Raw genomic sequence first — 11941 nt, 5'->3', positions numbered from 1 at the left:
TCTACACCACGGTGAAGACCGCCTACACCTTCGACGGCAACGGCCCCTACGTGCCCAAGACGAAGTCGAGCGAGTAAGCGGCTTCTCGCTGCTGACGGAATGACAGGAGCCTCGGCATCCGCGAAAGATGCCGAGGCTCTTTTTTCAGCGCCCGGGAGGCTGCGGTTTCGTTGGAGGGACGCCGCCCTGCCCGGATCCCATCGTCATGTGCCGGTGAGACGTGCGCGAGGGCTTTTCGGGTGGGAGGAGGCGCGGAACGAGATGGCTTCCACAAATTAACTTTATTGGCAAAACTCTGGAAGCTTTTGTCACAATCCATTGAACTTTGCCATGGGAACGCCATCATAGGCTTTCAGAGAACCGGTGCTTACGAACTCGAGCCTTCACACTTGCAAACGTTGTTGCGTGTCAAACCGAGGCTGGTTACCTCATCGGTAGGATTTGCAATTTCGTTCTATTGATAAGATATGCCGCTAGTTCTACAGAGCTGGTAAGTAACGGTCCGTTAATAGTAGAGAACTCGATATGGTTACTTCCAGACGTTATCTCATTGCTTCGTCCCTTGCGCGTCTGATCCGCAAGGAAAGAGGAGGCAATCGTGTCACGGAAGGCCACTTCCCCAATCAGGCCGACCGCAGTTCCTACGTGGTTGTCGAAGGCGACAAGGGCAGTCTCGTGCTGATCCAGCCGGGCTCCGGCGGGCTGGTCGAGGAGCGCACCGAAGTTCCGCGCGCGCATGCCGAGGCTCTGCTCGACGTGACCCCCGGCAAGCTCGACTACCTGCTCACCCATCTGACGGTCGGAACGCGCGACATCCAGATTACCCGCTACGTGACGCCCGGTCCTCTGGACATGATCTCCGTCCTGTTCGAGAGCGAAGACGAAGCCAGGGATTTCCGGCCTCTCGCCTGGTTCGGCCCGGATGTGACCACGGAGGTTACCTACCAGAACCGTTCCATCGCGCTGGACGGAGCCCCTCAGGCTCCCGACGTCCCGATGTCGAACGCTGCGCTCAACAGCCTGCTTGATACCCTCGAGAACCGTTATGCAACCCCGCGGGGCTACACTGCCCACGCGCCGGCGCGCAATGCTGCGGAGCCCGCGGCAGGCCAGCGCAACGCTGCCGCTCAGGCGCCTGCCGCCGAAAGGGGCACGCCTCCTCAAGGGGCCGTTCTGTCCAGGCCGGCGACGCCGGCTCCGGACGATGAGGAGGGTTCCGAGGATGACAACGATCTGAACCTCAACATCGAGGACAATGTCATCCGCGAGCTGGCCCGTTCCCTCCGGCCGCAGCGCCGCTAACCCGCAGCAGGCCTGCACCGCGGTTTGATCGTCGATGCAGGCCTTTTGCTGTCAGCTCGGCAGCACGATGCAGCTGCCCCCGGCCGTCCGGATGCTTCGGCACAGCTGCTCCGCAGCCTGCCGCGTCTCGGCAGGCGCACGGACGCGGTAGAAGGTTCGTGTGCCGCGATAGCGCAGCCTCGTTCCGATGATCATGGGACGCGCGTCTTTCAGCAGCGAGGCATAGGCCCGGCTCGCGCGCCTGAAGGCCCCCAGGGCCCTGTCCTTCGAGAAATTTCCAGCCAGCTGAACGCCCCAGGGTGCGAACGGAGCCTCGATGGTATCGCGACGACCGGGCAGGCGCAGGGTTGCGACGATCTGCCGGCAGGTCTGCTGTTCCGCGGCGGCGGCATCCTGGTCCTCGGCCTTCTTCCGCTCCTTTGCGTCCGCAGCCCATTCCTCCGCCGACCGGCCCGTCACGACAACCACATAGTTGCGGGTCTCGGCGGGCAGTCCCCCCTGGCCCGCAAGCCACGATGACACCCGCGCCGGGCCGCCGTTATAGGCGGCGGCCGCAAGACCGAGGTTGCCGAACTGCTCCGCAAGATGGGCGATGAACTCGGCGGCCTTGGGAATGGCCTGCTCGGGGTCGAAAGGATCGGTCAGCCCTCGCTCCCTGGCCGTTCCGGGCATGAACTGGGCGATCCCCTGCGCTCCCGCCGGGCTGACCGCGCGGGGGCGGAATGAGCTTTCCTGCCAGATCAGCCGGGTGAGCAGATCCTGGGGGATCTGCTGGGCCCGCGCGGCGCCTTCGATCAGGCGGCACATGGCCTGCTCGACCGTTTCCGTCGATCCGCCTGGATTGGCCCAGGCCGGGCCGCAGCAAAGGAAGAGCCCGCAAAGCGCCAGCCGGGCGCGCATGGAAGACCTCATGAGAATGGGTTGAAACGATGCTGCCGCGCCTGCGCACGGCGGCCTGGGGTGGCTTCGTCTTTCCTTAAAGATAGGCGATCATTCGCCCCGCCAAGAGCGCAACGATCCAGGCGACCAGCGAAATGAGGGCGTAGCCGCGCGCTTCCGGCGCAAGAGAGCCGGCGCGCAAGCTTGCGCTGAACCGGGCATGGAACAGCGCCACATTGACGAGCCCCAGGGCGATGAAGGCAAGCTTGAGGTAAAAGGCCGGGTTCACCCCGAGAGCACGGGCCTCTACGGCAAGGAGGAGGACCCCGGTGGGGATCTGGAGCGCCAGTCCGGCGCCGGCGAGCGGAATGGCATAGCGCCCGACCTGCCACGCATGCTTGCCGCGCTCCGCCAGCACCTTCAGGTCGAAGACCGCGATCCCTCCGACCACGAAGGCGGCTCCGAGCACGTGCAGCAGGTTTGCCGTGGTGTAGAGCCAGGCCGAGTGGCGCCCCGCATGGCCGACCCAGGAGCCCTCCAGGGCCGCAAGCAGATCGAGATACATGGTGGGCCTAGCGCAGCTCGTAGGTCTTGCCGCCGACGATGATGCGCTCCGCCCTCATCTCCGCATCCGCTCTGGTCGACGGATAGCCTTCCAGCGTCACGGACGTGCCGGGCCTGATCATCTCGGGCTGCAGGCCCCGGGCGCTCATCCGGAAAGGAGGCGCCAGCACAGCATCCCAATTCTTGCTCTCATGGCTCACGACGAGGGTCACGTGCGGGTTCTCCCACTGAACCTGCTGGACGGCGCTCGTCATGGACACGAGCCTTGCGGCATCGTAACTGCCCCAGCCATGATGGGCGAAGGCCAGGCCTCCGGTCAGGAGGGCGCCGAACAGGCATAAGCCGAACAAAGGATACCTCATGGCCGTAAACCCCATATCGCTCGAAGCCGCCCCTGGCTGCTAGACTTGGCCGCGGGCGTCCTGCCGTCAAGGCATTTAAGCCCAGCGGCAGCGTGGACGCGGTGGATCGGGATGGAAGATAGCGGGAGGTGGCTCTGCCGCGGCGTCTCGGGCTATGCTGCACCGTAGCGAATCAAACATCCGTTCAGTTGCAGCGATGGCATCACTCTTCAAGGACTTCTGGACCCGTCTCACGGGCGGCGGCGCAAGCGGGCGGGAGGAGCCTGCCGCCGACGCCGTCGAGTACAAGGGCTTTCGCATCCGGCCTGCGCCCTATTCCGCCAAGGGAGGGTACCAGACCGCGGGCGTCATCGAGAAGGATTTCGAAGCAGGCATGAAGGAGCATCGCTTCGTGCGTGCCGAAACCCATCCCAGCAAGGACGATGCGGCAGCCTTCGCGATTGCCAAGGGCAAGCAGATCATCGACGAGCAGGGCGACCGGGTCTTCGCCTGAGGGCCAAGGTTTCGCGACGTTTCCTGTGAAAGGGCACCTGCGTCCCGGATGCTTCATCTTCGGCCGCGTCTATTTCCTTTCAGGCTCCCTGCATCAGGTATTCCCATTCGCCGCATCCGCATGAGACCGCAAAACCATTGCCTGCGTCGGATGTTTGGCTCCGAACAATCGAGCTGTGGCCGGCAAATCAAGGGAGATAGCCATGGACAAAAACCCCAAAGCACCGTCGGGCACTTCGGATCAGGTCCTGACGAACCGGCAGGGACATCCGATCACCAACAACCAGTCCCAGCGCACCGTTGGCAGCCGTGGCCCGGCGACGCTGGAGAACTACCAGTTCCTCGAGAAGATCACCCATTTCGACCGTGAGCGCATCCCCGAGCGGGTCGTCCATGCCCGCGGGTTCGTGTGCTACGGCGAGCTCGAGGTCACGGGCAAGATCGGCGACGAGCCCGCATCGAAATACACCCGCGCCAAGCTGTTCCAGGAGGCCGGCAAGAGGACGCCGCTCGCCATCCGCTTCTCCACCGTGATCGGGGGACGCGACTCGTCCGAGGCTGCCCGCGACCCGCGCGGCTTTGCGGTGAAATTCTACACGGAAGACGGCAACTGGGACCTCGTGGGCAACAACCTCGCCGTCTTCTTCATCCGCGACGCCATCAAGTTCCCGGATGTCATCCACTCCCTGAAGCCCGATCCGATCACGTTCCGCCAGGAGCCGAACCGCATCTTCGACTTCATGAGCCAAACGCCCGAGTCCATGCACATGCTGACGCACCTGTTCAGCCCGCGCGGGATCCCGGCGAGCTACCGGCACATGGAAGGCTTCGGCGTCAACACCTACAGGATGGTCAACGCCCAGGGCGACACGGTGCTGGTGAAGTATCATTTCCACCCCCGCTGCGGCCTTGCCAGCCTGACGGCGGAAGAAGCGGCCAAGGTGCAGGGCCAGGATCTCGGCTCCGCCTCCAAGGACCTCTACGAGGCCATCGAGCGGGGCGAGCACCCGCAGTGGGACATGTATGTCCAGATCATGGAGGATCACGACCATCCCGAGCTGGATTGGGATCCGCTCGACGATACCAAGATCTGGCCGGAGAAGGATTTCCCCTTGAGGCACGTGGGCGTCATGACGCTCAACCGGAATGTGGAGGACCACTTCAACGAGAACGAGCAGATCGCCATGGGCACCGGCGTGCTCGTGGACGGGCTCGACTTCTCCGAGGACAAGATGCTGGTCGGTCGGACCTTCTCCTATTCCGACACCCAGCGCTACCGCGTCGGCACGAACTACCTGCAGCTGCCGGTCAACCAAGCGAAGAACGCCAAGGTGTCCACGAACCTGAACGGGGGGCAGATGTCCTTCCGCCGCGATCTGGCGCCGGGGCAGAACCCGCATGTGAACTTCGAGCCGTCCATCCACAACGGCCTGCATGAATCGCCGCGGGAGGAGCCGCACAACCAGCCCGAGATCCGCGGGCGGCTGACCCGCAGCGTGATCGAGCGCCGCAACGATTATGTTCAGGCGCGCGGCCGCTACTGCACCATGATGGACTGGGAGCGCGACGACCTCGTTCTCAACATGGGAACATTGCTCGGCCAATGCGAGCGCGACGTGCAGGAGCGCATGGTGTGGCACCTGCTGCTGGTGCATGACGATTACGGCAGCCGGGTGGGGCAGGCGATCGGCATCACCGCCGACGACGTGCGCCACCTCCAGCCGCTTCCGAAGCAGGTGCTGACCGACGAGGACAAGCGCCGGCTGCAGAACCTCGGCAACAACGGCGACAAGATCGACCCGACCGTCTGGGGCCAGTGGACGAGTTCCGTGAAGAACTACAAGGCCTCGGCCGAGGAGGTCCTAGGCGGCATGCGCGATGTACCCACCACTCCGGCCACCAAGGAGGCTGCCGAGTAGGCCAGGCGCCGTCGCTGTCGATTGAAGATGAGCGGGTCAGGAATTCCTGGCCCGTTTTTCGTCATGGCTGAGGAGGCTTGCGGCCCCTTCGGCTGCCCTGGCTCTCGGCATAGGCTTTCGTGAACTCAGCGCCGAAGAGCAGGATCAGGGACGAGTAGTAGATCCAAAGCAGAATCGTGATGATCGACGCGGCAGCCCCGTAGCTCGACGCGACATTGCTCTTGCCGAGATAGTACCCGATCAGGAACTTGCCCACGGTGAACAGGAGGGCCGTGACGAGGGAGCCCGTCCAGACGTCGCTCCATTGGATGTCGACCGCTGGCAGGATCTTGAACATCATCGCGAACAGAAGCGTGGCGACGATGAAGGAGACGAGACTGTTGAGGAAACGAAGCAGAACCGTGGCGCCCGAGAAGTTCGCCTCCAGGTACGACCCGAGGGCCGTCAGCCCCGTATCGATGACCAGGGACACGAGCAGCAGGAAGCCAATCCCCAGCACCAGCGCAAAGCTGATCAGCCGCGTCTTGATGAAGTCCATCACACCGTAGCTCGCAGGCGGCTTGGCTTTCCAGATGATGTTCAGATCGTCCTGGAGTTCGACGACGGCGCCGGTGACAAGCAGCAGAAACGTCACGACCCCGACCGCAGTGCCGATGAGGCCGGACCCCACATTGCCGGCACTGGCGATCATGGTTTCGAGGAATGAGGCCTCGTTGTTGCCGATCATGCCGCCGAGTTCGGCCACGATGGCACCCTGCGCCGCCTCCCGGCCGAAGGCCAGCCCCGCAACCGCAATGGCCGCGAGCAGCATGGGGGCGAGGGAAAATACGGTGAAGAAGGCGATGGAGGCGCCAAGGCTCATGGCGCGGTCATTCCACCAGCCTGTGAAGGCCACCTTCAAGAGCCGCCCTGTCTCGGAAAACATGCAAGAACCGATCCTGCCAGGCGTGTGCCCGGCAACTGCAAGTGTGTTGACTTGGCTTTTAACTGGCGGCTGCTTCGTCTTGTTCCTGCGCTATGCCGAGCAGGCCGTCCCGGCTTTCGAGCGCCCTCAGGCGATTGCCGTACCGGACCGCCGCTTGGCGAAGGCGAACCGCCTCCGGCCCCTCGCCGAGCGCGTCTGCTCCCATGGCATGAGCGCCCATCTGAAACGCCAGATAGCAGGGGATCAGGAAGGCGAGGAGATCGGGGGAGACGGGATGGCCGCCCTCCTGTTGAACGATGCCGCAGAGGCGTGAAACCTCGCCGTGCGAAAGATCAAGCTCGACCGCCGCTCCCGCGATGTCCCAACCGATGTCCTGGTGCCCGATGAGATCGTGAGCGGCGCTGTGATCCAGGGCATCCGTCTTGATGAGCCGGCTGCCGGAAACCAGCCACTCCCAAGGGTGCATCCGCCCGTCGGTGCACACCCGACGAACTTCTCCCTCGAGAGCGCTTGCGGAGCTTAAACGACGCTCCAGGTCGGCTGCGGCCTCGGCTCCGAGGGCCTGCCCGGTGTTGTAGATCGCCATGCGGCGAAGGCTGTCCAAATCGGCTCCGTGGCGGTCCGCCGCCGGAAAATGCCGCGCGCGAAAGGCCAGGTAGGCTCCTGCCTGAGCGACAAGATGGTCACGGCCGAAAGAAGCCTGGTCGAGGGCAGGGGCATCCTCCTGCCAGCGTTCGATGAGGAAGCCGTGGCGCAAACCTGCGACCTCGGGCGTGAAGCCCGCCTCGTGAAGCTGCAGAGCTTGCCGGAGCTTTCTCGAGCCGGTCTCGCCGAGGCCTGCAAACTTGACGAGCCATGACGCGCCCCCCGCACGGGCCAAGTATTTCCTGCGCTCCTGCTGAACGTTGGCAGGAGGCCAGCTTCCCTCGTCCCGGTAGCGCCGGGCTCGCCAGGCGCCGCCTGAAAGCTCCTCGAGCGGCCCTTCCAGCGGGCCGACGACATCCTCCACCCACGCGGCGAGCGTGTGCGGGGGTCGCCTGCGGAAAAGGAGATCGTCCATGGAGACGAGATGGCGCGGGGCGGTGTTCCAGCGCTCCCGGTGCCGGCCGCTGGCCTGGGGGCCGAGCCCGCCGGCATGGCTGGGAAAGAAGTGGATCTGCTCCCGCGGGATGCCGGCGCTCTCCAGCCAGTCGGCGGCCGCTCCGAACGAACTGCCCGAGAGGCCGGGGCCTTCGTCCACGACGGCGAATGGGCTCCCCCTGCGCGCCGCCAGCTCCGCCGTCAGGGCCGGGTCGACCTTGATCTCACGCTCGAAGGGATGGCCCACGGGGCGAACGGTGAAAGGAGGCGGGGCTCCGATGGCCGCCGCAACGAGGGCGCTGAGGCCCGCGCCGATGCTGCGGATGCCGATCACCTGGGTGTCGGCGCCCAGCCCCGAGGCTTTCGCGGCCTCGATGTAGCTTTCCGGGTAGAGGGCGTAAAAGGCATAGCCCTCCGCCTGCTTCGTCCGGATGGCGCGGGATGGCTCGAAGCCAAGGAGCTTGTCGAAGAACCTCAGGGGCAGCGACGCCGCCCCCGCTTCGTTCCGCCACGACTGCGCGATGGCATCGGCCAGGACGCAAAGGCACTCCATCCCGGTGTCGTGAAGGGGCGAGCGCGCATCGAAGCCGCGTTCCTGGAACTCGGCGTCTATGAGGCTCTGGACGAGTTCGCCCGTTGCGATGAAGGCGCCCACCAGGGCTTCGTGCCGCCGGATGCCCGGCGGCAGCTGTTTGGCCTCCGACAGGGCCGCCCGGATGAAGGCCTGCTTGGCCCCGACCGTCTCGACCCGTTCCACATCGCCGTAGACGAGCATGGTCGGGCTACGCCGCAGCCTCCTGCTTCAGCGAGGCCATATCGATGACGAACCGGTATTTGACGTCGCTCTTGAGCATGCGCTCGTAGGCCTCGTTGATCTGCTGGATCGGGATCATCTCGATCTCGGCGGTGATCCCGTGCTCGGCACAGAAATCGAGCATCTCCTGCGTTTCGGCGATCCCGCCGATCAGGGAGCCGGCGAGCTGGCGGCGCTTCATGATCAGGTTGAAGACCGTCGTGGCCGGATGCGGCTCGGCCGGAGCCCCCACGAGCACCATGGCGCCGTCGCGGGCAAGAAGCACGAGGTAGCTGTCGAGATCGTGCGGAGCCGCAACGGTGTCGAGGATGAAGTCGAAGCTGTTCCGGTGCAACTTCATGGCTTCCTTGTCCTTCGACACGACCACTTCGTGGGCGCCGAGGGCTATTGCGTCCTCCCGCTTGTTGGGCGACGTGGTGAACAGCACCACATGCGCCCCCATGGCGCGCGCGATCTTGACGGCCATGTGCCCGAGGCCTCCGAGGCCGACGACGCCCACCTTCTGTCCGGCCTGCACCCGCCAGCGGCGCAAGGGCGAAAAGGTGGTGATGCCGGCGCAGAGCAGAGGCGCGGCGGCGGCCAGGTCCATTCCGTCCGGCACCCGCAGCACGAAGCTCTCGTCGACGACGATGTTGTCGGAATAGCCGCCATAGGTGTTGGCGCCGGTGCCCTGCTCGGGACCGTTGTAGGTGCCGGTGAAGCCGACTTCGCAGTACTGCTCCAGGCCCTCGCGGCAGCTGCTGCAGGTGCGGCAGGAGTCGACCATGCAGCCGACGCCGACGAGATCGCCGACCTTGAACTTCTGTACGCCCCCGCCGACGCGGGTCACGCGGCCGACGATCTCATGGCCTGGCAGAGACGGGAAGAGAGTGCCACCCCATTCGCCGCGGACCGTGTGCAGATCGGAATGGCAGACCCCGCAATAGAGAATGTCGATCTGAACATCCCGCTCGCCGGGCTCCCGGCGCTCGAAGCTGAAGGGTGCAAGAGGGGTGGTCGCGTCCTGGGCGGCGTAGCCGAAAGCTTTGATCACGGGCGGATTCTCCAAGTTCGATAAGCAATTGCGGCAGGTCCCATCCCGGTCTGGCCGGTCCCAGAGGGCTCGGAGTCAGGATGACAGGCTGGAATGGCCCAGCGGCAACGCAACGGTTCAGGGTTCGTTCAGAGGAAGTCGTGCCCACTAGATGATGGGGCGGGGCTCCTCTCGATCAACCCCGATGATGCGGCGCAAAAAGGGGCCTGCCGATCCATGCCGGGTCACGTTCAATTGACCGGCGGCTGCTGGTTTTCCGGGGGGCGGAGATCTAACTGTCATATGAGGCCATGCGGCTGCCGAGGTGGGGCTGCATGATCCTCCGGGCGGCAATGCGGCACAGGGGATATCGAGCCTCTGTTGCAAACTTTAACTTGCCGTTGCGACCGCAATCCGCGAGGCTAGAGGGGCAAGGGCGGGCAAACTTCACAAGTCGCACAGGGCTGCTGAAAAGAGCCGAGCCGATCGCGACTTGCCGATCCTCCGCCATGACGAAAGGAACGTGCCGCATCACTTGACCGCATCATCGTATCGCATGGTCTGGGCAACCTTAGCGGTGCACAATAGTTGTCTCTGAGAGGGATTGGATTTCGGTGGCGCCATGCTTCATTCCGACGACCTGTTCTCGAGTTTCCTAAAGTCCTACGAGACCCGCCGGGAGGCGGAGATGTCTCTCGCGGAGTACCTGGAAGGGTGCCGCAACGATCCCATGATGTATGCGAGCGCCCCTGAGCGCATCCTGGCAGCGATCGGCGAGCCGCAGTTCGTCGACACGTCCAAGGACGCACGCCTCGGCCGCATCTTCATGAACCGCACGATCCGGGTTTATCCGGCTTTCTCCGAATTCTACGGCATGGAAGAAACGATCGAGATGATCGTGAGCTTCTTCCGCCATGCCGCGCAGGGATTGGAGGAGCGCAAGCAGATCCTCTACCTGCTGGGCCCCGTGGGCGGCGGCAAATCCTCCCTGGCCGAGCGCCTGAAGGCCCTAATGGAGGTCAACCCCATCTATGTGCTGAAAGCGGGCGACGAAATCAGCCCGGTTTTCGAAAGCCCGCTCGGGCTCTTCGACCCGGAGCAGATGGGACCTATGCTGGAGGAGCGCTACGGCATTCCACGCCGGCGCCTGACCAATCTTCTAAGCCCCTGGGCCATCAAGCGGCTCGACGAGTTCAAGGGCGACATCTCCCGCTTCCGGGTGGTGAAGCTCAATCCGTCCCGCATGCGGCAGATCGGTATTGCCAAGACGGAGCCCGGCGACGAGAACAACCAGGACATCTCGTCCCTTGTCGGCAAGGTTGATATCCGCAAGCTCGAGACGCTGTCCCAGGCCGATCCCGACGCCTACAGCTATTCGGGCGGCCTCAACCGCGCCAACCAGGGCGTTCTCGAATTCGTCGAGATGTTCAAGGCGCCGATCAAGATGCTCCACCCTCTTCTGACGGCAACGCAGGAGGGGAACTATGTGGGGACGGAGAATATCGGCTCCATTCCGTTCACAGGCATCATTCTGGCCCACTCCAACGAGGCGGAATGGCAGACCTTCCGGGCCAACAAGAACAACGAGGCCTTTATCGACCGCATCTACGTGATCAAGGTGCCGTACTGCCTGCGGGTCACGGAGGAGCAGAAGATCTACGAGAAGCTGATCCGGAGCTCGGAGCTGGCAGGCGCTCCCTGCGCGCCCGCCACGCTGGAGATGCTGGCCCGGTTCTCGGTTCTGTCGCGCCTGCGGGCGCACGAGAATTCGAATTTCTACTCGAAAATGCGCGTCTACGACGGCGAGAGCCTGCGCGAGGTCGATCCACGGGCGCGCAGCCTCCAGGAGTACAAGGACTCGGCCGGGGTCGACGAAGGAATGGACGGGATCTCCACTCGCTTCGCCTTCAAGGTTCTGTCCGCAACCTTCAACCACGACACGATCGAGGTTGCGGCCGATCCGGTGCACCTCATGTACGTACTCGAACAATCCTTGAGGCGGGAGCAGCTGCCTCAGGACGTGGAGCGGCGCTATTTGGAGTTCATCAAGGCGGAGCTTGCGCCCCGCTATGCGGACTTCATCGGGCACGAGATCCAGAAGGCTTACCTGGAATCCTATCACGACTACGGCCAGAACCTTTTCGACCGCTACGTTTCCTACGCGGATGCATGGATCGAGGATCAGGACTTCAAGGATCCCGATACGGGCCAGCTTCTGAACCGGGAGCTCCTGAACCAGGAGCTGACCAAGATCGAGAAGCCGGCAGGCATCGCCAACCCGAAGGATTTCCGCAACGAGGTCGTCAAGTTCTCCCTCAGGGCGCGCGCCGGCAACAACGGACGCAATCCCTCCTGGACGAGCTACGAGAAGATCCGCGACGTCATCGAGCGCAGGATGTTCTCGCAGGTCGAGGAACTCCTGCCCGTCATCAGCTTCGGCTCGAAGAAGGACGGCGAGACCGAGAAGAAGCACGGGGAGTTCGTGCAGCGGATGATGGAGCGTGGTTACACCGAGCGCCAGGTCCGGCGTCTCGTGGAATGGTACATGCGCGTGAAGCAGGCGGGCTGACGGGGATAATGGAGGCAGTTTAG

General features: G+C 64.0%; 10 protein-coding genes. 4 read left to right on the top strand and 6 right to left on the bottom strand.

Translation table 11 applies throughout. The features are described 5' to 3' along the window. Positions 1 to 525 precede the first annotated feature (525 nt). A complete protein-coding gene (locus JKG68_RS18685) occupies positions 526 to 1302 on the top strand; it encodes a CYTH domain-containing protein (RefSeq protein ID WP_202062570.1) in 777 nt (258 codons plus the stop codon). A 51-nt stretch (positions 1303 to 1353) separates the two neighbouring features. Here the strand turns inward: JKG68_RS18685 and JKG68_RS18680 are convergent, their stop codons facing one another. From JKG68_RS18680 to JKG68_RS18670, 3 genes are all read right to left on the bottom strand, one after another. Continuing rightward, positions 1354 to 2202 (bottom strand): lytic transglycosylase domain-containing protein, encoded by an 849-nt coding sequence (locus JKG68_RS18680; protein WP_202062568.1) that lies wholly within the window; start codon positions 2200 to 2202, stop codon positions 1354 to 1356. 76 nt (positions 2203 to 2278) lie between these two features. Beyond that, on the bottom strand, positions 2279 to 2746 hold the full coding sequence (locus JKG68_RS18675; RefSeq protein ID WP_202062565.1) for a DUF2214 domain-containing protein: 468 nt from the start codon (positions 2744 to 2746) through the stop codon (positions 2279 to 2281). Between the two features lie 7 nt (positions 2747 to 2753). Then, complete coding sequence (locus tag JKG68_RS18670; protein ID WP_202062563.1) at positions 2754 to 3107, bottom strand: DUF6152 family protein; 354 nt, start codon at positions 3105 to 3107, stop codon at positions 2754 to 2756. A 196-nt stretch (positions 3108 to 3303) separates the two neighbouring features. On the opposite strand from JKG68_RS18670, the gene JKG68_RS18665 reads away from it, so the two are divergent. Then, positions 3304 to 3600, top strand: coding sequence for an HlyU family transcriptional regulator (locus JKG68_RS18665; protein WP_202062561.1), 297 nt, complete (start codon positions 3304 to 3306; stop codon positions 3598 to 3600). A 202-nt stretch (positions 3601 to 3802) separates the two neighbouring features. Further along, positions 3803 to 5518 (top strand): catalase, encoded by a 1716-nt coding sequence (locus JKG68_RS18660; protein WP_202062559.1) that lies wholly within the window; start codon positions 3803 to 3805, stop codon positions 5516 to 5518. A gap of 61 nt (positions 5519 to 5579) precedes the next feature. Here JKG68_RS18660 and JKG68_RS18655 read toward each other — a convergent pair whose 3' ends face one another. The 3 genes from JKG68_RS18655 to JKG68_RS18645 are packed head-to-tail and all read right to left on the bottom strand — an operon-like array spanning position 5580 to position 9370. Beyond that, the gene (locus tag JKG68_RS18655; protein WP_202062557.1) at positions 5580 to 6443 is read right to left on the bottom strand and encodes a YihY/virulence factor BrkB family protein; all 864 of its coding nucleotides are present in this window, start codon (positions 6441 to 6443) and stop codon (positions 5580 to 5582) included. Positions 6444 to 6501: 58 nt separating this feature from the next. Then, on the bottom strand, positions 6502 to 8298 hold the full coding sequence (locus JKG68_RS18650) for a hypothetical protein (RefSeq protein ID WP_202062555.1): 1797 nt from the start codon (positions 8296 to 8298) through the stop codon (positions 6502 to 6504). Positions 8299 to 8305: 7 nt separating this feature from the next. Next, positions 8306 to 9370 carry an NAD(P)-dependent alcohol dehydrogenase gene (locus JKG68_RS18645; protein WP_202062553.1) on the bottom strand — a complete coding sequence of 355 codons (1065 nt, stop codon included), beginning with the start codon at positions 9368 to 9370 and terminating at the stop codon, positions 8306 to 8308. A 601-nt stretch (positions 9371 to 9971) separates the two neighbouring features. Between JKG68_RS18645 and JKG68_RS18640 the strand changes: the two genes are divergently transcribed. Continuing rightward, positions 9972 to 11918, top strand: coding sequence for a PrkA family serine protein kinase (locus tag JKG68_RS18640; protein ID WP_202062551.1), 1947 nt, complete (start codon positions 9972 to 9974; stop codon positions 11916 to 11918). Positions 11919 to 11941: the final 23 nt, after the last annotated feature.

It is taken from the genome of Microvirga aerilata, from assembly GCF_016743775.1.
GTDB classification, from domain to species: domain Bacteria; phylum Pseudomonadota; class Alphaproteobacteria; order Rhizobiales; family Beijerinckiaceae; genus Microvirga; species Microvirga aerilata.
The sequence above is the reverse complement of the archived record's forward strand: the minus strand, read 5'-3'. Positions and strand labels throughout refer to the sequence as shown.

Bases quoted from the DNA above. Each gene is read 5' to 3' on its own strand.
- JKG68_RS18650 (WP_202062555.1), bottom strand. From the start codon at position 8,298: ATGCTCGTCTACGGCGATGTGGAACGGGTCGAGACGGTCGGGGCCAAG.
- JKG68_RS18675 (WP_202062565.1), bottom strand. From the start codon at position 2,746: ATGTATCTCGATCTGCTTGCGGCCCTGGAGGGCTCCTGGGTCGGCCAT.
- JKG68_RS18680 (WP_202062568.1), bottom strand. From the start codon at position 2,202: ATGCGCGCCCGGCTGGCGCTTTGCGGGCTCTTCCTTTGCTGCGGCCCG.
- JKG68_RS18665 (WP_202062561.1), top strand. From the start codon at position 3,304: ATGGCATCACTCTTCAAGGACTTCTGGACCCGTCTCACGGGCGGCGGC.
- JKG68_RS18670 (WP_202062563.1), bottom strand. From the start codon at position 3,107: ATGAGGTATCCTTTGTTCGGCTTATGCCTGTTCGGCGCCCTCCTGACC.
- JKG68_RS18660 (WP_202062559.1), top strand. From the start codon at position 3,803: ATGGACAAAAACCCCAAAGCACCGTCGGGCACTTCGGATCAGGTCCTG.
- JKG68_RS18655 (WP_202062557.1), bottom strand. From the start codon at position 6,443: ATGTTTTCCGAGACAGGGCGGCTCTTGAAGGTGGCCTTCACAGGCTGG.
- JKG68_RS18640 (WP_202062551.1), top strand. From the start codon at position 9,972: ATGCTTCATTCCGACGACCTGTTCTCGAGTTTCCTAAAGTCCTACGAG.
- JKG68_RS18685 (WP_202062570.1), top strand. From the start codon at position 526: ATGGTTACTTCCAGACGTTATCTCATTGCTTCGTCCCTTGCGCGTCTG.